This window comes from Bacteroides sp. L008, from assembly GCF_040812255.1.
GTDB lineage: Bacteria > Bacteroidota > Bacteroidia > Bacteroidales > Bacteroidaceae > Bacteroides > Bacteroides vicugnae.
Genome location: NZ_JBFNXO010000001.1, coordinates 1,903,336 through 1,925,871, shown reverse-complemented (window position 1 = coordinate 1,925,871; position 22,536 = coordinate 1,903,336). Strand labels below are relative to the sequence as shown.

At 38.8% G+C, this 22,536-nt stretch carries 21 protein-coding genes and 1 pseudogene; 21 read left to right on the top strand and 1 reads right to left on the bottom strand.

Features of this window, described 5'->3' with window-relative positions; genetic code table 11:
• Positions 1-91: 91 nt before the first annotated feature.
• From AB3G73_RS07875 to AB3G73_RS07775, 21 genes and pseudogenes are all read left to right on the top strand, one after another.
• On the top strand, positions 92-832 hold the full coding sequence (locus tag AB3G73_RS07875) for a TetR/AcrR family transcriptional regulator (protein WP_320980763.1): 741 nt from the start codon (positions 92-94) through the stop codon (positions 830-832).
• Positions 833-1,203: 371 nt separating this feature from the next.
• On the top strand, positions 1,204-2,268 hold the full coding sequence (locus AB3G73_RS07870; RefSeq protein WP_143259633.1) for a toxin-antitoxin system YwqK family antitoxin: 1,065 nt from the start codon (positions 1,204-1,206) through the stop codon (positions 2,266-2,268).
• A gap of 120 nt (positions 2,269-2,388) precedes the next feature.
• Positions 2,389-3,348 carry a hypothetical protein gene (locus tag AB3G73_RS07865; RefSeq protein WP_367744329.1) on the top strand — a complete coding sequence of 320 codons (960 nt, stop codon included), beginning with the start codon at positions 2,389-2,391 and terminating at the stop codon, positions 3,346-3,348.
• 118 nt (positions 3,349-3,466) lie between these two features.
• On the top strand, positions 3,467-4,630 hold the full coding sequence (locus tag AB3G73_RS07860) for a hypothetical protein (RefSeq protein WP_322019296.1): 1,164 nt from the start codon (positions 3,467-3,469) through the stop codon (positions 4,628-4,630).
• A 129-nt stretch (positions 4,631-4,759) separates the two neighbouring features.
• A complete protein-coding gene (locus tag AB3G73_RS07855; RefSeq protein ID WP_367744324.1) occupies positions 4,760-6,352 on the top strand; it encodes a hypothetical protein in 1,593 nt (530 codons plus the stop codon).
• A gap of 37 nt (positions 6,353-6,389) precedes the next feature.
• Complete coding sequence (locus tag AB3G73_RS07850; RefSeq protein WP_229128681.1) at positions 6,390-6,878, top strand: hypothetical protein; 489 nt, start codon at positions 6,390-6,392, stop codon at positions 6,876-6,878.
• A gap of 44 nt (positions 6,879-6,922) precedes the next feature.
• The gene (locus tag AB3G73_RS07845) at positions 6,923-7,735 is read left to right on the top strand and encodes a hypothetical protein (RefSeq protein WP_195650334.1); all 813 of its coding nucleotides are present in this window, start codon (positions 6,923-6,925) and stop codon (positions 7,733-7,735) included.
• A gap of 100 nt (positions 7,736-7,835) precedes the next feature.
• Complete coding sequence (locus AB3G73_RS07840; protein ID WP_195650365.1) at positions 7,836-7,988, top strand: hypothetical protein; 153 nt, start codon at positions 7,836-7,838, stop codon at positions 7,986-7,988.
• 34 nt (positions 7,989-8,022) lie between these two features.
• Entirely contained in the window at positions 8,023-9,066 is a 1,044-nt protein-coding gene (locus AB3G73_RS07835) for a hypothetical protein (protein WP_367744321.1), read from the top strand.
• Between the two features lie 29 nt (positions 9,067-9,095).
• Positions 9,096-9,518, top strand: a complete 423-nt coding sequence (locus AB3G73_RS07830) for a hypothetical protein (RefSeq protein ID WP_234133951.1) — start codon at positions 9,096-9,098, stop codon at positions 9,516-9,518.
• 77 nt (positions 9,519-9,595) lie between these two features.
• Entirely contained in the window at positions 9,596-10,552 is a 957-nt protein-coding gene (locus AB3G73_RS07825) for a hypothetical protein (protein WP_367744318.1), read from the top strand.
• 115 nt (positions 10,553-10,667) lie between these two features.
• Complete coding sequence (locus AB3G73_RS07820; RefSeq protein WP_367744316.1) at positions 10,668-11,831, top strand: hypothetical protein; 1,164 nt, start codon at positions 10,668-10,670, stop codon at positions 11,829-11,831.
• 88 nt (positions 11,832-11,919) lie between these two features.
• On the top strand, positions 11,920-12,717 hold the full coding sequence (locus AB3G73_RS07815) for a hypothetical protein (protein ID WP_195650337.1): 798 nt from the start codon (positions 11,920-11,922) through the stop codon (positions 12,715-12,717).
• Positions 12,718-12,867: 150 nt separating this feature from the next.
• Positions 12,868-13,788 carry a hypothetical protein gene (locus tag AB3G73_RS07810; protein WP_195650338.1) on the top strand — a complete coding sequence of 307 codons (921 nt, stop codon included), beginning with the start codon at positions 12,868-12,870 and terminating at the stop codon, positions 13,786-13,788.
• Positions 13,789-13,924: 136 nt separating this feature from the next.
• Positions 13,925-14,239 (top strand): annotated as a pseudogene (locus tag AB3G73_RS07805) (TssN family type VI secretion system protein); the annotation flags it as partial.
• Positions 14,240-14,348: 109 nt separating this feature from the next.
• A complete protein-coding gene (locus AB3G73_RS07800; RefSeq protein WP_367744313.1) occupies positions 14,349-15,317 on the top strand; it encodes a hypothetical protein in 969 nt (322 codons plus the stop codon).
• A 439-nt stretch (positions 15,318-15,756) separates the two neighbouring features.
• Positions 15,757-16,590: a hypothetical protein gene (locus AB3G73_RS07795; protein WP_367744311.1), complete on the top strand. Its 834-nt coding sequence runs from the start codon at positions 15,757-15,759 to the stop codon at positions 16,588-16,590.
• 9 nt (positions 16,591-16,599) lie between these two features.
• Positions 16,600-16,809 (top strand): hypothetical protein, encoded by a 210-nt coding sequence (locus tag AB3G73_RS07790; protein ID WP_143259650.1) that lies wholly within the window; start codon positions 16,600-16,602, stop codon positions 16,807-16,809.
• A 144-nt stretch (positions 16,810-16,953) separates the two neighbouring features.
• Complete coding sequence (locus AB3G73_RS07785) at positions 16,954-17,493, top strand: flavodoxin family protein (protein WP_367744308.1); 540 nt, start codon at positions 16,954-16,956, stop codon at positions 17,491-17,493.
• 148 nt (positions 17,494-17,641) lie between these two features.
• Positions 17,642-18,463 carry an MBL fold metallo-hydrolase gene (locus AB3G73_RS07780; RefSeq protein ID WP_367744306.1) on the top strand — a complete coding sequence of 274 codons (822 nt, stop codon included), beginning with the start codon at positions 17,642-17,644 and terminating at the stop codon, positions 18,461-18,463.
• Positions 18,464-18,480: 17 nt separating this feature from the next.
• Positions 18,481-21,732, top strand: coding sequence for a S41 family peptidase (locus tag AB3G73_RS07775; RefSeq protein ID WP_367744304.1), 3,252 nt, complete (start codon positions 18,481-18,483; stop codon positions 21,730-21,732).
• Positions 21,733-21,841: 109 nt separating this feature from the next.
• Here the strand turns inward: AB3G73_RS07775 and AB3G73_RS07770 are convergent, their stop codons facing one another.
• Complete coding sequence (locus AB3G73_RS07770; RefSeq protein ID WP_009000000.1) at positions 21,842-22,513, bottom strand: YitT family protein; 672 nt, start codon at positions 22,511-22,513, stop codon at positions 21,842-21,844.
• Between the last annotated feature and the right edge of the window lie 23 nt (positions 22,514-22,536).

Sequence of the window (22,536 nt, the reverse complement as noted above, 5' to 3'; positions counted from 1 at the left end):
AATATATTGCTTGTAAAGTGTAAAACACCTATATTTGCAATAAAACCATCTATAGAAAAGCAGATATAGCCAGTATAAATACAATATAAGAATGAAGCAGGAAGAGAAAAAAACTCGAAACAGACGGACTAATGAACAATTAGACAGGGATGTAATGTCCGAACTCGAAAAACTCGTGGCGGAACAGGGATTCGGCAATGTCAATCTAAGCACCTTGACGAAAGCCGCAGGGGTGGAAGCCAACGTATTCTATAGAAGATACGGTTCGATGGATAATCTCTATGACAAACTTGCCAAGCAATATGACTTCTGGATAAACAATGCCATCGATATTTCCAACTTGAATGTATTGGGACCTAAAAGGTTCTTCGCTGAAACATTCAAGATACTCTTCAAGAACTTGTCTGATAATCCCGTTATGCAAAAGCTGTTGCTTTACGAAATGTCAGTTGTCAATGATACCACAAAAAGAACGGCGGAAACGCGAGATGTCATGAACCTTAATTTGATTACATATTACGAAACGCTGTTTAAACCTGCAAAAGTCAATATTAAAAGTATCGCTGCAATCCTAATCGGAGGAATTTACTATTTGATACTTCATAAGGAGTGTGCCAAAATCTGCACGATAGACTTTAATACCCCGGAAGGAGAAAAAGCCTTTTCAGAGGGAATAGACTTTTTGACTGATACCATTTTCAATAGATTGGAAGCGTATGAAAGAGACAGAAACGCAGTCCGGCAAATGCTGGCTGACGGCATAAGCGAGTTAAAGGTATGCAAATACATGGGCATCAGCAAGAATGACTTGAAAATGTTGCTCTCAAAGTAACCACGGTACAACTTTTTATATAGCCATATCAAATATGGCTATATTTCTTTTTCGTACAATGCGATTGGGATAATCATGTTTCCATTTTTAAAAGGATTCGGATGAAATAATATTCAGCTATAAATCAATAGATTGATGGTAGTTTAGTTATGTGCTCATCCGAATCACAGGCATATTAATTTAGCTCAAATCCTATAATAATTAAAATGTATATTATATTTATAAGCAAAATACTTTTCTTATAATTTATTTGTATTACTTTTGTCGGTTGAGTATTAGCCCGTCATAGCAACCAAGAATTGCAGGTTGCCTGGACGGGCAAAAGGACTATACACTAATTAAATGAAACTCAAGTAATACAATAAAAAAATATGAAAAAAATTATGTTACTGCTCCTTTTCGGAGTAATGGTACTTACGAGTACGGCACAGGAAAAAGTTTACCAAATAGAAGAAATCACTGTTATCAACTATGGGGATGGTCGGATGCTCTTTCGCTTGAATAATGAAGAAAAGACCCCGCTCAACGGCTCTCACCGCCTGATTGACGGCTACCACTCGGAGTACATTCTCGCTGACTTTAAGGATGGCATGTATCATGGTAATTACCGACATTTCAAAGGGAACAAACTACTTGAAGAGTGCCGTTACAAAGAGGGAAACAGGGATGGATTATACAAGCGCTATTATGGTGACGGACAGACCGTGCAAAGTGAGCGAACGTTTATAGACGGCAAAGTGGATGGCGTGAGCAGGACATATCACTCGAACGGCAAAGTTGAAACAGAAAAAGTATATAAGTTAGGGATTGAAGATGGTTATGACCGCCGATACGACAGCGACGGCACTCTGACGCTCGACGAATGTTATAAAGACGGTAAACGCGATGGCAAATGGACTGAACATTTGTCGGGCAACGTAGGTGATGTGACTCGCATCAGTTTCTATAAGAACGGCTTGCCCGATGGTCAGTGGAGCGAAACGTGGAAAGACGGCAAGCCCCGTAGCAAAAGTAGCTATAAAGACGGCAAAAAAGAGGGTGTCTGGATTAGATATGGTAAAGGCGGCAAGCCTGAAAAGTCCACCACTTACAGAAACGATGAAAAGAATGGAGAAGAGATTACTTATTTCACTGACGGCACTCCTGAAAAGTCGTCAAACTACCTCAATGGCAAATTGAACGGAGTAACAAAGGAATTTTATTTTGGATCAGGCCAATGTAAATCGGAATATACTTTCAAGAACGGTAAGCGTGAAGGAGCATATAAACGTTACTTTGATACCGGAAAGTTGCGGGAAGAGGGCCGTTGTGAAGCTGATAGCGAGGTCTATCGCAAGGAGTATTACGCTAACGGCAAGCTCAAATCGGTTGCCGAGCGTAAGGGCGGAGGCTGGAATACCATTGAAAGATATGATTCGGATGGTAACAAAGAGTAAATATTATAATATCCCTATTCCAAGCAGGTAATATTTTGGCAATTTTACCATTTTTGATAAATATCAAATTGAATAATTGGTTGGCTTTAGCTGTATATATATGACAAGAAAACAGATGAAATGAAGCAACGGAAAAAAAAGAGCAACAAGCAATCGAGGCGTGAAATCATAGCCGATGTCAAGCGTAGAGAGGCTGAGTGGAGAAAGAAAAAGAGAAAGGAAAGGTGGCGTATATGCAAATCCCATATCATGTTGTGGGGCACATTTATATCTTTCTTCCCATTACTTATATTCGTCACGCTGTCAGATATACGTAATACCTTCACCAACGTCATGCTTGGATTGATAGCCATTAACGGTGGAATTTACCTGTTTATGTACATCCTGTTTAAAGAAGCCCGGAATCTGGCTATCCGGATACCTCTGAAAAATGGCGAAAGTACGGGAAATACGCAATGTTTGCCGGATTCTTCGGAAACTTTGGTAGAGCCTGAATATTTAAGCCGGTGTGATGACAAACAGATTGTCATTGATAATGATGACGTATTGGCGAGGATTTTTCTGTTTTTGCTCCTTTTTATTATCTTTTTAGCCCTGGTCTATTTTGCAGATGCCACTCCTTCAAAACTTACAACTGAAGATTATGGAAGTACATTACTGCTTCTTGAGTTGTACTTGCTCATCCTGACACTAGGAATAAGTGCCATTCTACAGCCTTGGCGGCGGATTGTTTTTGATCGTGTTTCCAGGACCGTAACTATACCAGGACGACTTCTGCTGCATAAAAAAGAAACGATACCTTATAGTCAGGCTGAACTCACGATTCGTTATTACATGGGGCCTGGTTCGCTGGGGTGTGTGTCAAGTATAATAATTTCCAATTCCAATTCACCCAGTCTGTTAAGTGGAGTTTTCTTGATGGACGGTGATATGGATAAAGCCAGACGTTTTGCCCGCTTCATACAACTATACATGGAGGAAGAGGAATTGCCGGATATGCCGGAATTTGAGAAATACAGAAATAAGAAGGAGCAGGAACATACTGAAATTGAGAAAGAAATCCCTATATGGAAGAGATGAATGTACCTTTAGATGCAAGAAGGCTTCTTTATCACGAAGCAAAGACTGTATTAGAACAAGTATTTATATCTCCGGACAGTAAAGATGTGTGGGATTTTTGAAAAAAATAGAAACAGGTATGGAAATGGAAACAGATAGAAACCGTCCCTCTACAATCAGAATAATATTTGGCATCATTGTATTGCTATGCGGAATTCCGGTATTTTTGGTTTGTTGTAATGGAATGTGGCGCTTTACCAATTGGCCTTATGAGGAGCTATGGATTTTTGAGTATGTATGGGGTAAGCTATTAATACTTTTCGTATCCGGAATGATATTTTTGATGTCAATAGGACTGATTTTGGTAGGTGTATTAATCGCAACAAAGATATGGATGGGGAAAAGCAGAATGATGGAGCATATTATATATCCCTTTCCAACTGTATTAACGGCTGAGCTTGCCGATAGCATGAATGTAGAAAGAGCTGATGATAAATTTTTCGTCTTCAATCCGAGTTCCTTAATCCGGAGTACTTTGATAGTCATCGGGGGGATTCTTTCATGCGTAGGAATAATCGTCATTTATCGAGAAATAAATGATCCATCTAGTGATCTTTATTCACCTCCCATAAGTGGAGGAATAGTAGCCTCTTTTTTTCTGCTTTTAAACGGATTACTTGCTCCTTCCCGTCGTTTTGTACTAGACAGAATGAAGGGTACTGTGACTTTTCCCCGCCATTTGTTTTTTCCACGTTGTACCATTCCCTTTTCAAAAGTAATTCCGGGGTATTCTAACGGAAACTTAGGTTTTGCACATCCTTACAGTGGAATTGTCATTCCTGTCCTTGGTGCGTATGATTCCGGCTGGTGGTCATTTTATGTCCTCTATATGGATAAAAATCGTCCGTTACCTCAAGGGGACACTTTCGATCCTTACAGGGAGAAAGACTTTTTACGCCGGAAGGCAGAAGGATTCCCTAAACCGATATATCCTAATACCATACTTGTTACAGATGCTTATATGGGTTATATATATGGTACGGATGAGTTTAAGCAGAGATTATCTAAAATAAAACACAGAATAGTATATTATTATGACAGAGTGTCATGGTATTGTCAGAAGCATGAAATAGAAATACCGAATGATAACGATTTGGTCTTAATCGGCATCTGGAAAAAACAATTTGTATTTAAGTTGTTCGCTCCTGAAAATGTGGAATATATCATACTTCCCGACGACACCGTATTGACCGACTGTTTTCTTTGCGATAGTAACACAGCGGAGGTAAAATATATCAAATAACCTGATATCTTTATGATAGCGTTAGATTATTATCAAGGATACAATAATTGGAGATGGAAATTTTAATTAAGTGCAAACATTATCAGGGAGATGAATATTAATACGGAATTTTAATTTGACATATCAGTTATGAGACTAAAGACAGTTATAATCACGGGAGTAACAAGTCTTTTCGGCTTGGTTGGTTGCACAAAGGCACAGGTAGGGAAACCGGTTTTCAACTTAGACAATCCGGACTACGGCCTAAACGTAGCCGCTATGATGTCTTCCCTCTTAGATACCACACAGCAGAAGATTGAAGCGCGGTACAAAGTAGATACCCTTAAATTTTACAACACGGAAACGGATGAACTGTTTCCGCCTTTGGTGGCTTACAGAAACAAGGGAGGCAGTAAAAGAACGGAAGCCACTTTCCGGGGATTTGACTTTACAGACCTCGGCATGGTAACAACAGAACAAGGCGAATTAGTGCAGGTAAAAGGCAAGAGGGAAACAGACGAAGAAGGTTTCGCCAAGTTGGTGAAAGCAGCCACAAAGAAATATGGAAAACCACATTTTGAGGAGGGAACCGATTTTGAAGGACGACCCGGGAAACTGTACCGCTGGGAAACAAAGAAAGAATATATCCAGTTATATGCCAAAAGTAACAGCAGTAAAGACACACTTGTCATTGCGGTGGCAGGCAATGAAAACGGGCTTGTCAACATGGAAAACGACAAGCCGCGTCTGGACGTAACACTATGGCGATGGAAAAAAGAATATCACGATTGGCTCGTCTTCGAACTGGACTATTGCGTGCTTGGAGAGGAAGCGCCAAAACTATCCAGCTTGTCTAATATTCAAAGTGCAGAGATGTATACACCGGAATGGGTGAAACCGTTCCTTATTACTGCACATAATCTGGATGCTTTGGAAAACTCGGGTGATGTATGGGGTAAAATCGAAGCCAGTTTCTATTATCGTATTCCGAACGGTAAAGTAATCGATGAAACCGGTATAACAGATTCTGTAGAAATCAACCGGGAGGCTTGCCTTCCTTGCTGGGACTTTGAAGAGTTTAAGAGCAATTTCAAAGACGGACTTAGCACCACAGCATATATGGCTCGCCAAATGGAAAAAGGCATGAAGTTTACGGAACTGATGGAAGACAAAGAGCTGTGCCCCAATATTACGTATTATGGTGAAGCGAGATGGAGGGAAAAAGTGACAAAATCCGTTATTGTGACGTTTCATTCGAATGGGAATATAGAATGGGAGGAGAGATACCTGACGGAAGATGAAGAACAGCTCCCCCTTGTTGCCGGTGAAACGAGATTGCGGAGAACAAAAAGACTATCCGGTATTGTGGAGTTTGAACGGAATGAAAAAGGAGATATGACACTGAGAAGTCCTGATGCAGATGAATATGACATATGCGATATGTGCCTTATTATTGATGACAATGTACAAGAACGACTGCATGGAAGGTGGTATATTATGGAGGATAAAATAGCATACATGATAGAAATACAAGAAGAATTGCGGAAAAGCGGTTTGGATTTGGAGCATACAACAGCACGTCTGGTGAGAATGCCGGCAATTCCTTTCGCTTTTTTCACTGACGGGAAAAAGGATATGTTTATGAATATCGACAAACAAGGCTCCAGTATCTATACTCCTAATGGCCGTGAATGGAAAGCAGGCAAAGTTTACCGGCTTTATGATTATCTGATAAGTTGGTGATTAATCATGGAATCGCATTATATGAAGTGAGGGATTAATGTCAAATGAAAAGATAAGCAAAGCAGTTTTTGTATTTGTGTTATCCCTGTTTGTTTGCGTGCAAATGGGATGTACACATCATCGTTGTGTTCCATTCAACCGGAAAGGTTGGGACGAATGGGGCGGTCATTATTATTCCAGAAAGTTTATGATTGACGATTTGATAAATAACCGTTTGAAGACAGGGATGACCTACCGGGAAATACTGGACCTATTGGGAGAATCCTATTTTGTGAATGAAGAGGATTCAATGCCCGGCATCCGTTACGAAATAGACGTTGAGTATCAATTCCTCGACATCGACTTCTACAAAGGAAAAGACCTATTCATAAAATTTGATAAAGACTCCTTAGTGGTCAGCTATAAACTTATTGATAGTAAAAGAGTGTATTGGGATTATTATGGCGATGGATCGTATAGTATAAACGGAATAGATAATATATTTACTTCAGCACCTAATAATTACAAATATGTTTATTCTGAATAATATCATTTAATTAACCGATATGTATAACTGTAAAAATTGATAAGATGAATAGAAATTATTTCGCATTAATAACTTTCGTGTTATTATTAAGTTGTTCTGGAGCAGCAAACAGAAAATCCACTTTAACACCCACAAACGATACTATTGTTACAAACATAGCGTCTGATACACTGAATAGTATGAATAATGTCTCAATAGATAAGAAAACCGCTCTTGATAGTGTTAAGATGTTACTTCCGGGAGGAAGATATACGATAGGTAAAGAATCCCAAATTATAAATAACAGTTGGAAAGAATTTTATCGTGATACTATTACTGGGAATTATTGTATAGATAGAGCAAAATATACAGTAAGCACTTATACAGACGAATGCCTTGGGATGGAGTGTGAATACATTAAAAGCGGTAGAAACAGTCTGTTCTTTATTAATATGCCTACTTTAAAGAATGGTATTGTAGATAGTATCCCTATAGGAACGGGATATATTGCACCTAAAACGCCTATGGTTATAAACTTTAATTCTTCTAAGTATACTATCAGTGTTTTTGCAGAACTTTCGGATGAAAATAAAGAAGAATACGAACCTAATAAAGAGTATTCATATTGGTGTAATTATAAAATGACTCTCTGTAAAGACAATTCACAAGAAGTGGAGTTATTTAATATCGATAAGTTTTATGATTCAGTACTGCGTCTTTTATTTGCCGGTGACATAGATGGAGATGGGAAACTGGATTTAATATTTGACTCACATATAAACTACGAAGAAGAATCAATCACATTGTTTTTATCATCTTTAGCCGGTAATGGTATAATTACTCGTGTCGCAAAGGCTTCTATTTCCTATGATTGTTAATAAACGTCTATAGGAAAGTCCTGCGTGGAGTAACTCCCAGACCTATCTGCTCTACCCGATACAGAGATTATTTTGACAAAACCTTTAAATGGGAGATACAATGAATGATTTTCATTTTAACGATTATTTCCCGGAAGAAGGAGATGAAATATCCGGTTTCATAAAAGGTCTGTTCATGAGAAAAAAACAAGAATATAAACGATTAACGATGCGGGATTTGCAAGAGGGAATTATTAAAGAAAAAATCTATTGATTTGCCGACGCTATCCTGCCCTAAAATTAAGTATATGAAAATAAAATTATTGCTTTTGGTCGCCGTTTTGTATGCTTGTGGAACTAAAACTGTTTCGGAAGAGGAAACTTATGACCGCATAACCGTGACGACTTATGAAAACAAGTACGATGAAAAGAATCGTTTGTCAGAGGTGCAATGGACCAGAACATCTCGTATGTATGAAAAAGATGCTGAAACAATGGAGGTGACTGAAAATAAGAGTACGGATTATTATACGTATACGGACGATGAAAAATTTACCGTAGAAAGAAAATCGAAGACGTCGGGCAATATTGAGATGATGAGATACGCTCCCCAAAGTGAGGAATCGTTAACATTGAATGCCCAAGGGGATACCGTTGATTATTCGTTGCGGAAATATTACGACAAACGCAAGCGCAAACCGGTATACGTCAGAAACATAAACAATGACTACGTATTGCTTGAAGACAACGACTATGAGGAAAAGAATGAATACGACGGAGGTGGTAATCTGAGAAAAAGTGTGCAATGCTATTTTGACACGGGGAAAAAGAGAACCACTTACTTCTTTCGGGGACTATCTTATGAAGAAGCCCAAAAAAGGATTCCCCGTACAGACGGGGACTATGACATCGTGTGCAATATAGAGAAAATATCAGGAGACACTCTTATCAGAGAAAGTATAAAGAATGGTATTGTCAGTCATATCAAAAAGACGATTATCGAAAAAAACGGAAAGAAGGAATTTAGATTCGATGCTGACATGAAGCTCACAGGCAGTTTCACGGAACTTAAGTCGGATGGTTTTGATATTCACGTTGATTGTATCGGGAGCGATTTCATTGATAGCACTTATTATAAGAATGGGAAAGAGGTAAGATGTGTTTATCTTTCGGATACATCCAAAGATATTGTACTTTTTAAATATGACAAACAGGGAAATATTGTAGAAAGGGTGGAAAAGACAAAGTATTTTGATACACGCAATGAAGAGGATTTAGTCAATGAAATGCTGCAGGTAGTGAAAGAGAATGAGAAGAAGAAAGAAAATAGAAAGCGATTGAAAATAAAATAGGTTATGGGAAGTAAATATTTAATCGGGATATGAAGGGATTTGACAAGTTCTTAGACAGAATGACCATTATTGTTACGATAATCTTCACGATATTCGTGATTATCAAAATCGGAAACTTGTGGATCGGGCTCCATAGCCTCATCATCTCACCCATGACTGGGCTTTTTGTGCTTGCCACCTATGAGAACTGTGCCGCCGGATACAGGAGATCGATGGAACAATACAGGAAGGTGCTGGAATCCGACAGGGAGATGCTGGAACGAGCGAGAAGACAGAAATTGAAAAAATCATATCATGATTTTAAAAAAAGAGTTGAGAAAATCCGTTCAAAAGAGTTAAGAGAAATCCGTTGGAAATATATATATTGTGTCATCATGGTAATAATGTGGAATATAACCGAATTCATAATAATGGCACTCCTTATGGACGAACCTCGGTATTCTTTTTTTTGAGGCATTCCGGGAATTTTAAAAGAAAATATGGATTTGTCATTTAAATAAAATTATAATATGACAAGGAAACAGATGAAATGAAGAAACAGAAAAAAAAGAGTAACAAGCAATGGCGTCGTGAAATCATAGCTGATGTCAATCGGAGAGAAGCCGAGAAGAGAAAGGAAAAGTGGCATGTAAGGATATGTTGGATATCAATATTTGCAGTGGGTTTGGTTCCAGGTTCGGTTACGGCTTTAATTGGAGTATTAAATTTGGACAATAATACAGTAACCTTCACAAATATTTCACTAGGCTTAATTACGATTACGGGTAGCACTTGTCTAGCTGGAATAATTGGATTGTATGCTATCTGGAAATTATTTCCCAATATATCATTGAAGAATGATGGCAGTTTAAAAGACGTACCATTGCCGGAATATTTAATACCTCCTACTGGAGAACATTCATTCAAGAGGATTGATGATAAGCAGATTATTATCGTCAATGATGGTATTCCTGTTAGAATTATTGGATTCTTTATTTTCTTTATCCTATTCATTGTTTTGGTTACATATGTAGGCATTACTCCTCAGAATGTTGTGTCAGAAGGCTACTCAAGAGCCTTGATTCTTCTTCAACTTGATGTTGCTATGTTATTAGGTGTGATAGGTATTTGCCTCAAACCATGGCGTCGAGTCGTTTTTGACCGTACTACTAAAACGATAACTATTCCTGCCCGATTTCGCTTTCAGAGGAAAGAGACTATTCCTTATGAACAAGCGGTGGTTACCATGTCTTTTAATTCAGAAGCGAAGTCATTTAGTGGTAAGGGTGAAGAGCAGATTGTAATAGCCAATCCGTCCCGTTTTTTGGGTGGAATCACTTTAAATATATATGGGGGTATGGATGCTGCATTACGCTTTGCCCGCTTCATACAAGTATACATGGAGGAAGAGGAATTACCGGACATGCCGGAATTTGAGAAATACAGGAATAAGGAGGAGCAGGAACACACTGAAATTGAGAAAGAAATCCCTATTTGGAAGAGATGAATGTACCTTTAGATTCAAGAAGGCTTCTTTATCACGAAGCAAAGACTGTATTAGAACAAGTATTTGTATCTCCAAACAGTAAAGATGTGTGGAATTTTTAAAAATAGAAACAGTTATGGAAATGGAAACAGATAGAAATCGCCCCTCTACAATCAGAATTATAGCCGGAATCATGGCATTGCTATGTGGATTTCCGGTATTTGGGGTTTGTTGTTATGGAATGTGGCATTTTATAAATTGGCGTTATGAGGAGCTATGGTTTTTTGAGTATATATGGGGCAAGCTATTGATACTTTTTGTATCCGGAATGATATTTTTGATGTCGATAGGACTGATTTTGGTAGGTGTATTAATTGCAACAAAAATATGGATGGGGAAAAGCAGAATGATGGAGCATATTATACATCCCTTTCCAATTGTATTAACGACTGAGCTTGCCGATAGCATGAATGTAGAAAGAGCTGATGATGAATTTCTTATTTTCAATCCGAGTTCCTTAATCCGGAGTACTTTGATAGTCATCGGGGGTATTCTTTCATGCGTAGGAATAATCCTCATTTGTATAGAAATAAATATTCCGTTTAGTAAACTTTATTGGCCTCCCATGAGCGGAGGAATATTGGCTTCTTTTTTTATGCTTTTAAACGGATTACTTACTCCTTCCCACCGTTTTGTACTAGACAGAATGAAGGGTACTGTAACTTTTCCCCACCATTTGTTTTTTTCCCGTTATACCATTCCTTTTTCAAAAGTAATTCCGGGGTATTCTAACGGCAACTTAGGTTTTGCCCATCCGTACAGTGGAATTGTCATTCCTGTCCTTGGGGCGTATGATTCCGGGTGGTGGTCATTTTATGTCCTCTATATGGATAAGAATCGTCCGTTACCTCAAGGGGATGCTTTCCATCCTTACAGGGAGAAAGACTTTCTGCGCCGAAAGGCAGAAGGATTCCCTAAACCAATATATCCCAGTACATCGCTTGTAACTGACGCTTATATGGGTTATATATATGGTACGGATGAATTTAAGCAGAGATTATCCAAGATGAAACTCGGAATAATACATTGTTATACAAGAGTTTCATGGTTTTGTCAGAAGAAAGAGATAAAATATGGCAACCCTAACGATTTGGTCTTAATCGGCATCTGGAAAAAACAATTTGTATTTAAGTTGTTCGCTCCTGAAAATGTGGAATATATCATACTTCACGACGACACCGTATTGACCGACTGTTTTCTTTGCGATGGCAACACAGCGGAGATAAAATATATCAAATAACCTGATATCTTTATAATAGCGTTAGATTATTATCAAGGATATAATAATTGGAGATGGGAATTTTAATTATTTATACAAACAGAAAAAGATGAAGTCTATAATAATATTGTTCGGCATTGGTTGTATATTCATGCTGTCTTCGTGCAACAGTTGTGCTTCTACCAATGATAAGTTATTGAATGGAATTGATAACCTGATAGGTAAAGTCGACCGGTTTTTAGAAGAAAACAAAGCCGTTGCTAAACCCCAACCGCCTATTGATTACGAGAAGGAAGGGGTAAACACCAAGCACTTGTTTATTTTTACGGATACCACCATGACCTACAATGGCAAATCGTTTATGCCGGGAATGACAATCGGTGAGCTGTGCGAGATATTTGGACAATACGAACGCCTTGCAGAGCCCGGAATTTATATTTGGGACTCTATAGGGCTTCGGATGACTTCATTGGATAAAAGTGGAAAAAACAGTGCTCCTATTAACGGGATACTTATCAATTGGAATATAGATTTGCGTGGAGTTATCAGTGAAGACAATATAAAATGGCTAAGAAACCGTGGTCCTCGTCACTATTTCACAGGTAAAATCATTGTAGGTGGTGCTGTTTTGGGTAGAGGGATGCATATTGATGAGTTCTTAAAAAAAACGAGTTTGGAGTTCGATAATGATCCGTTCCCGCTACTTTATTTTTGTCATCTTGATAAGTGGGACTATACGAAAGCTCCTATTCACCGCAAAGAAGAATACTATACTTATGAGATTGGAAAATCGGATGATGGTACTGATATTAAACATTTTTATATTGGAACCAACTCTCGTGTCATTGGCTCTCCCGTTCCTCCCTATGATGGTCCTGAATATGAAAAGTATGTGAATGTAGAATGATACAGCAAGAGATATGGGAATACAGAACTATAAATCAAAGTGATATGAAACCAGAAACAGCATACAAGTTGGTAAAGATGGTAAATTATATACATCTCCTAAAGCAAAAAAAGAAGAATTGGAAATTTATGAAATAAAGAAAGAAATACAATGAAAAGCCATAAACAATATAAAAATGAAAATCAACGTTGGACTGAGGAGATTCAAGCGTTAAATGAAGCAGTACAACGTGATACGAAGAAATGGAAAATTATTGGATGCTTCTTTGCCTTGTTTGCAAGTCTATCATTTTGTGGCTCATTTTTTGCGGCTTGCTTTATCTGTGAGATAGCAACAATAACTAACTTGACTTTATCAGTATGTATTGCAATATTGGGATTTTGTTTTTGGTTAGTTCTGATATTTTACAAAGTAACTCCTAAAGTTTTTCCTAAAATTCCCCTCACAAATAATGATAAACTTTGGAGGTATAGTTATTTTGATTTCCGAGACAAATGGGTGTATAAATACATTGATGTATTTATACAGTTCGACGAAAAGAGAATCGTAATAGATGCCACCGATTCTACAAGGAGAGGAGCACCAATATTTTTCCTTCTTATCGTGATTATATTGCCTTTATTAGGCATATATCCTTTTCAAGGAGGAAATAATAGTTTTGCTGAAAACTACACGATTATTTTGATTAATTGCGTTTTAATATTGTCGGGAATATTTAAATTCTTATCCCCCCGAAGAACAATTGTCTTTGACCGGGAAAAGAAGACAATCACTATTCCTCGCCGTTGGCTAATCCATAAAGAAGAAACGATACCATTTCAAAAAGCGGTGATTTCCTTTGGGCAGGATGCTCTCCGAGGAATTGATGGCGTAGTCATAGCCAATTACCAGCATCTTGTTGGTGAAGTTTCTTTGCAGTTTGCCGGCCGCACAAACGGGTATTGTTTTGCTCGTTTGATTCAAGCTTATATGACTGAAGACGATTTATCAAATCATCCTGAATTTGAAACTTTCAAGCAGATACAAAAGGAAATAAGAATAAACAAACTACGGAAAGAGACTGAAAAGTAATGAGAGAACAAACATTTCAAATTATAAAATCATGTCTACAGAATAGAATAAGTAGATTTATTTTTCATAATAACATGCCTAAAAGTGATGATGTGATAAAACTGAAAATAGTTAACTTAAAAACAAAAGTCGAAATATGAATTCATTCTTCCAAACCCTCGCCTTCACCTACCTGCCCTACCCGATATTGGGATTGATACCGGTAGGATTAGGCGTTTTCATAGCCAAGAAGAATGCCTTGCTGGGTAACAAACGGCTGGTAGGCTATACCATCGGTGCAATCGTAATCCTGACGATCCCTGCTTTGCTGGGATTCCTTGATTACGGTTTCATGCCTTACGGCTACGTCTTCCTTGCTATGCTGTATCTCCTTTTGGGCAGTTATAACATTCGCCTGATTGCGTGGGTTTTTAAAAACGACTACAAGTACCGCCACGAAATCATACTCACCAGTTTCGGACAGCAACAAGAAGGCTTAGCTGTTCGGTTTACAGTCACCAATCCCCCATGGGCAATAGATTATTTGATGAGCGGAATTCAATAAAAGCAGAATTGGAAAAATGGGTAGAATAGTGGAACAGAAAAAAAAGAGTAACAAGCAATGGCGTCGTGAAATCATAGCTGATGTCAATCGTAGAGAAGCCGAGAAGAAAAAGGAAAAGTGGCGTGTAAGGAAGTGTTGGGCAGTAATATATGGAATAGGTTTTTTGTGGCCTATGATCATATTATTAATAGTATTGCTCAATATACATAATGATAAAGTCACCTTCACTAATATTATGCTTGGATTGATAACTATTAATGGTGGATTTTTCTTGTGTGTATACATTGGGTTAAAAGCTGTTTGGAACATGTACCCCAAAATACCTCTGAAAAATGACGGAAAATTAAAATTGATAGCTTTGCCGGATCATTGGAAATCCTCGACTGGTGAAAAATATGAATTTAACCGGATTGATGACAAACAGATTGTCATTGATAATGATTACGTATTGGCGAGGATTTTTCTGTTTTTGCTCCTTTTTATTATCTTTTTAGCCCTGGTCTATTTTGCAGATGCCACTCCTTCAAAACTTTCGACCGAAGGTTTTGTAAATGCGTTATTATTCCTTGAAGCTGATGTAGCTATGTTATGGATGGCAATCTGTCAAATTCTTAACCCTTGGCGGCGGATCGTTTTTGATCGCGTTTCCAAAACTATAACTATACCTGCCCGATTTATATTTCAGAAAAAGGAGACAATACCTTATGACCAGGCAGTGATCACACTTTTTGGCAATTATCATGCGAAGACTCTCAGCGGCAAGGGTGAAGAAGAAATAGTAATCGCCAATCCACGCCGTTCACTGGGCGGAATCCCCTTGGGCATTGCTGGCGGTATAGATGCTGCTAAGCGCTTTGCCCGCTTCATACAAGTATACATGGAGGAAGAGGAATTGCCGGACATGCCGGAATTTGAGAAATACAGAAATAAGAAGGAGCAGGAACATGTTGAAATTGAGAAAGAAGTCCCTATATGGAAGAGATGAATGTACCTTTAGATTCAAGAAGGCTTCTTTATAACGAAGCAAAGACTAAATTAGAACAAGTATTTATATCTCCGGATAGTAAAAGCGTTTGGAATTTCTAATTATAATAATGAATATGGAAATAGATAGAAACCGCCCGTCCACAATGAGGATAATTGCAGGAATAATTATGATTATAAGCGGCATAGCAATAGGAGCATTAGGATTTTATAGCATGGCGTATCTTAAGGAGTTATCCTATGGCAAATTATGGATCTTCAATTTTTTATGGGGCAAGTTATTGTTACTTCTTGCATCTGGAATGACATTCATCCTAATAATAGGATTAATAGTTATTTGCACATTGATAGCACTAGCCATTCTTCAAGGTAAGCAGCGTCTAATGGAGCATATCATATACCCATTTCCCACTGTATTAACCAACGAAATTGTCCGAGATATGAAAATAGAAAGGGTAGATGATGAATTTTTGATTTTCGACTTGGGATTTCTAATAAGGAAAACTTTAATAATTGTTGGAGGAGTTCCGGCCTTTGCCCTTGCATGGGCTATTTATGCAGACATGGATAACCTTTACGGTGATACATATTTCTCCCCTATACCCGGAATGACAATTGTAATGTTCGTCATGTTTCTATATGGGTTATTTCCTCCTTCTCGACGTTTTGTATTGGATAGGATGAACGGAACTATCACTTTCCCCCGACATTTGTTTTTCCACCGTTGTACCATTCCTTTTTCAAAAGTAGTGCCGGGTTATTCTGTAGGCATGTTGGGATTCGCACATCCCTATACTGGAATCGTTTTATCTGTCCTAGGACAATATGATTCCGGCTGGTGGTCGTTTTATGTTCTCTACATGGATAAAAATCGTCCGTTACCACAAGGGGATGCTTTCGACCCTTACAGAGAGAAAGACTTTTTACGCCGGAAGGCAGAAGGATTCCCTAAACCGATATATCCTAATACCATACTTGTTACAGATGCTTATATGGGGTATATATATGGTACGGATGAGTTTAAACAGAAATTATCTAAAATAAAACACAGAATAGTATATTATTACGACAGGGTGTCATGGTATTGTAAGAAGCACGAAATAGAAATACCGAATGATAACGATTTGGTCTTAATCGGCATCTGGAAAAAACAATTTGTATTTAAGTTGTTCGCTCCTGAAAATGTGGAATATATCGTACTTCCCGACGACACTGTATTGACCGACTGTTTTCTTTGTGATAGTAACACAGCGGAGGTAAAATATATCAAATAACCTGATAGCATGAAAGTACAGAAACCTATGACTAATTTGAAAGCACTGTCTTTAATGATATTGCTTATAGCATTTGTGGGGCATAGCAATACCCAAGTGGAAACAAAAATAGGTATGAAACAGCAAATAGCAAAAATGGAAGAACTGATAAAACAAGAGTTCCAAATGGTAAAGACTTATCCCGAAAAGCCGGCTTACTATGTACAAGAGATTGCGTAAAATTACCAGTAAAACATGGAATCTGTAATTTAGGTATCTTTCTCTGTAATTTGTCTACATTCGATCTGCTTTTATTTCTCTACTTTTGCAAAATGAATCGTTGACAGAAAGAATTCTGAAAATAAAAAGTAATAAAGTAAAGTTATGGCTAAAAAGGTTTTGATAATTTCATCCAGTCCACGTAAAGGTGGTAATTCTGATTTATTATGTGATGAATTTATGAAAGGTGCTCTCGAAGCAGGTAATGAAGTGGAGAAGATTTTCCTGAAAGACAAAACAGTTCATCCTTGTACGGGATGCAGTGTTTGCAGTATGTACGGTAAACCTTGTCCGCAGAAGGATGATGCAACGCAAATTGTAGAGAAGATGATTGCTGCAGATGTGATTGTGATGGCAACTCCGGTCTATTTTTATACCATGTGCGGACAGATGAAAATTATGATCGACCGCTGCTGTGCACGCTATACGGAAATAACCAATAAGGAATTTTATTTCATTATTGCGGCTGCGGAAAACAATAAAGTAATGATGGAACGTACCATTGATGGTTTCCGTGGCTTCCTCGATTGTTTGGAAGGACCTCAGGAAAAGGGAACGGTTTATGGAATTGGTGCATGGAAGGTAGGGGAAATTAAAGATACTCCCTATATGCAGGAAGCTTACAAGATGGGAAAAATGGTATAACCTTTTGAAGGATAAAAATAAGGATTCAATCAGAAAGATTGAAAAGTCAAGAATTTTAATTGATTAGATTGCTTGTTCTGCCACAGAATTATTATAATTTTGTGGCAGAACTTTTTATTTTACATTATTTGTTTGATAACTAAATGTCATGAGCTATAAAATAACGACTCTTGTGGAGAATTGTGTCTATGGACGTAAATTGCAGGCCGAGCATGGTCTTTCTCTCTATATTGAGATCCAAGGGAATAGAATTCTTTTCGATACGGGGGCATCCGACTTGTTTATCCGTAATGCTCGTCTGTTGCGCATTGATTTACAAAAAGTTGATTATTTAATATTATCCCACGGTCACAGTGACCATACGGGGGGACTGCGTTATTTTCTGGAATTGAATACACAGGCAACCGTTGTCTGTAAACGTGAAATCTTTTCTCCTAAATTCAAGGATGAACGCGAGAATGGAATGAAGCATACGCAAAATCTTGATCTTTCCCGTTTCCGCTTTATCACAGAGCAGACCGAACTGCTTCCCGGAGTCTTTCTTTTTCCATCTATTGATATTATCAATCAGGAGGATACCCATTTTGAACGCTTCTGGGTTCAGCAAGAAGATGGTTGCAAAATACCGGATACCTTTCAGGATGAATTGGCAATGGTGTTAGTGGAACCGGAAGGAGTTTCTGTGTTGAGCGCCTGTTCTCACCGGGGGATCACCAATATCTTGCGTACTGTTCGGGCTGCATTTCCTGAATCTCCCTGCAAGTTACTTCTCGGAGGTTTTCACATTCATAATGCGGAAAAACAAAAATATCAGATCATTGCAGATTATTTGCAGGAATACCTTCCCCGGCAAATTGGCGTTTGTCATTGTACGGGAGTGGATAAATACGCCTTCTTTTTCAAAGATTTTGGTGACAAAGCATTCTATAATTACACGGGAAAACTAATTCAAACTGATTTTTCAGAATAAATATATAATAAATTGATATGAAGAAACTAATAACTTCGTTAGCACTGGTATTATCAGCATTATCCAGCTATGCAATTACTCCTTTGTGGATGCGTGATGCACGTATTTCACCGGATGGGACCGAGATTGTCTTCTGTTATAAAGGAGATATTTATAAAGTTCCCGCACAAGGAGGAACTGCCGTTCAACTTACCACACAAGCCTCTTATGAAGCCAATCCCGTCTGGTCTCCCGACGGAAAACAAATCGCATTTGCCAGTGACCGGAATGGAAATTTCGACCTGTTCATCATGCCTGCCGACGGAGGTGTCGCCCGGAGACTGACTTACCATTCCGCATCGGAAATTCCCTCGGCTTTTACACCGGATGGAAAGTATGTCCTTTTCTCCGCTTCCATACAAGATCCTGCAAACAGTGCTTTGTTTCCTACGGGAGCAATGACAGAATTATACAAAGTTTCTGTAGACGGAGGACGCACCGAACAAGTATTGGCAACTCCCGCCGAACTCGTTTGTTTTGATAAAGCAGGAAAGAACTTTCTTTATCAGGACCGCAAAGGTTTTGAGGATGAATGGAGAAAACATCACACTTCATCCATTACGAGAGATATTTGGTTATACAATACCCAAACCGGAAAACATACGAACCTGACAAACCGGGGAGGGGAGGACCGTAATCCTGTATATGCACCTGATGGTAATACAGTCTATTTTTTGAGTGAACGTAATGGAGGTTCTTTTAATGTGTATACTTTCCCATTGAATACTCCACAAGAAGTAAAGGCTGTCACTACTTTTAAGACTCATCCGGTACGTTTCTTGTCTGTCAGCGATAAAGGAACTTTGTGTTATGCCTATGACGGTGAACTTTATACCCAGAAACCCGGTGCCCGTCCGGAAAAAGTAAAAGTAGAGCTTGTCCGTGATGATGAAGAGCAGGTTGCTGCACTTAAATTCTCACAGGGAGCCACTTCCGCTTCCGTATCTCCGGATGGCAAACAGGTTGCTTTTATTGTACGTGGTGACGTTTTTGTAACTTCAACTGACTATGCTACAACCAAGCAAATTACAAATACTCCTGCAAAAGAGGCTTCCGTCTCTTTTGCTCCAGACAACCGAACGCTAGTTTATGCCAGTGAACGCACCGGTAATTGGCAACTTTACACAGCAAAAATAAGCCGTAAGGAAGACCCTAATTTCCCTAATGCCACTCTTATTGAGGAGGAAGTTTTATTACCGTCCAAAACGGTAGAACGTGCTTATCCGCAATATTCGCCGGATGGTAAAGAGCTGGCTTTTATCGAAGACCGCAATCGTTTGATGGTACTCGATTTGAAAACGAAGAAAGTACGTCAGGTGACGGACGGTTCTACATGGTATAACACCGGAGGTGGATTTGACTATGAATGGTCACCGGATGGCAAATGGTTTACTCTTGAATTTATCGGCAACCGTCACGATCCTTATTCGGATATAGGTATTGTCAGTGCACAGGGAGGAGCGATAACCAATCTGACTAATAGCGGATATATCAGCGGTTCTCCGCGTTGGGTACTCGATGGAAATGCCATTCTTTTCCAGACCGAACGTTATGGTATGCGTGCGCATGCTTCCTGGGGATCGCAACAGGATGTTATGTTGGTATTTCTCAATCAGGATGCTTATGATCGTTATCGTTTGAGTAAGGAAGATTTCGAATTGCTCAAGGAACTTGAAAAGGAACAAAAGAAAGCAAAGGAGAAAGATGATAACAAGAAGAAAGACGGTGATAAGGAGAAGGCGGATGAGGAAAAAGTAGACCAGAAAGATATAGTAGTCGAGCTTAACGGTATTGAAGACCGTATCGTACGTCTGACTCCCAACTCTTCTGACTTAGGCAGTGCCATACTATCCAAAGATGGGGAGGATCTCTACTATTTCTCTGCTTTCGAAGATGGATATGACCTTTGGAAAATGAATCTCCGTGAGAAAGAGACAAAACGTCTGCATAAACTCAATACCGGATGGGCATCGCTGATGCTGGATAAAAAAGGAGATATCTTCTTATTGGGAAGCCGCAATATGCAAAAGATGGATGCCAAGTCGGATGCTTTGAAATCAATCAGTTATCAGGCTGAAATGAAAATGGATTTGGCAGCTGAACGTGAAGCGATGTTTGACCATGTGTACAAACAACATCAGAAACGTTTTTATAATGTCAATATGCACGGGGTAAACTGGGATGCCATGACTAATGCTTATCGCAAGTTCCTGCCTCACATTGATAACAATTATGACTTTGCAGAACTGTTGAGTGAATGGTTGGGCGAGTTGAATGTTTCACATACCGGAGGACGCTATTCTCCCAAAGGTAAAGGTGATGTTACTTCCAATCTGGGACTTCTGTTCGACTGGGATTATCAGGGAAAAGGGATGCAGATTGCCGAAATTATCGAGAAAGGTCCGTTCGACCATTCGCGTACCAAAGTAAAAGCGGGATGTATCATTGAAAAGATTAACGGTGAGGAAATAACTCCCGATCATGACATCACTTGTCTGTTGAATAATAAAGCAGGGAAGAAGACCTTGATTTCAATCTACAATCCGCAAAATAAAGAACGTTGGGAAGAAGTTGTGATGCCGGTTACGAGCGGCCAACTGAATGGGTTGTTATACAAACGTTGGGTGAAACAGCGGGCGGCAGATGTTGAGAAATGGTCGAAAGGACGTTTGGGATATGTTCATATTCAATCCATGGGAGATGACAGTTTCCGTACCGTTTACTCGGATATTCTGGGAAAATATAACAACTGTGATGGAATTGTGATTGATACTCGGTTCAACGGTGGTGGTCGTTTGCATGAAGATATTGAAATACTGTTCAGTGGTCAGAAATACTTCACTCAAGTAGTCCGCGGACGTGAAGCGTGTGACATGCCAAGCCGTCGTTGGAACAAGCCGTCTATTATGCTGCAATGTGAAGCCAACTATTCGAATGCACATGGAACTCCATGGGTATATAAACATCAAAATATAGGAAAACTTGTCGGTATGCCTGTTCCGGGTACAATGACGAGCGTGTCTTGGGAAACTTTACAAGATCCTTCACTCGTCTTTGGTATTCCTATCATTGGCTATCGTTTGCCTGATGGCAGTTATTTGGAAAACACCCAGTTGGAACCGGATGTGAAGGTTGCTAATGATCCGGAGACGGTTGTTAAGGGAGAGGATACCCAATTAAAAGTGGCTGTCGATGAACTTCTGAAAGAAATAGATAAGCAGAAGAAGTAAATGCAAGTATAACTATAGATGAAATAAGAAGTCGCTTCTTTGAAAAGAATTTGAATCTTTCAAAGAAGCGACTTTTTTATAAGGTGTTTATCTAAAACTGACGCAGGATTTACTTCCAGACTGGTAATAATTTATGGAGGGTCTTTCTCGTCATTATCTTTTGATTCAGGAAACTTACAATATATCCGGTTATGCAGGCTGCAATGAGCGACCCCTCACGTACTCCTTGAATACCTTGTGTCAGTAAGAGGGAGAGAATTACGGCCAACGTCACCAAAGTAATATCAAAATAGACTTTGAACTTTCCGAACTCCTTGTTATAATGGCGGGACGCATATTTCACGAATGCTTCTGCACTCATCATGGCTACTCTCGGTTTTAGTTCGAGAACTACTCCGATAGATTGCACCATGCATCCTGTAAGTAATAAAGCGATTGACATGCCATAATTGGCGGGATGCAGTTCACTTGTCAGCATCATATTAAAATCAATGAATGCCGAAAAGATAAAAGAGAACGGCATTTGAAGAAGAATTTCAATAATATCCTGCCGGGTTCTGTTTTTTCGGATTAACCAGAATTGTCCCAAGATAAGAACCATATTGATGATGAAGGTGCAAGTACCTAATGACAAAGGACTATTCAAGCTTAATACATAATTGATGCTCGATATGGGAGTAGTCCCTAGTGCCGAGCGTATAATCAATACAATGCCTGCCGCTAAAAAATAAAGTCCGATAACAAATACTAAATACCTCTTGAAAACATCTTTCATTTCCATTCCTTTTTGACCTCCTTTATTTA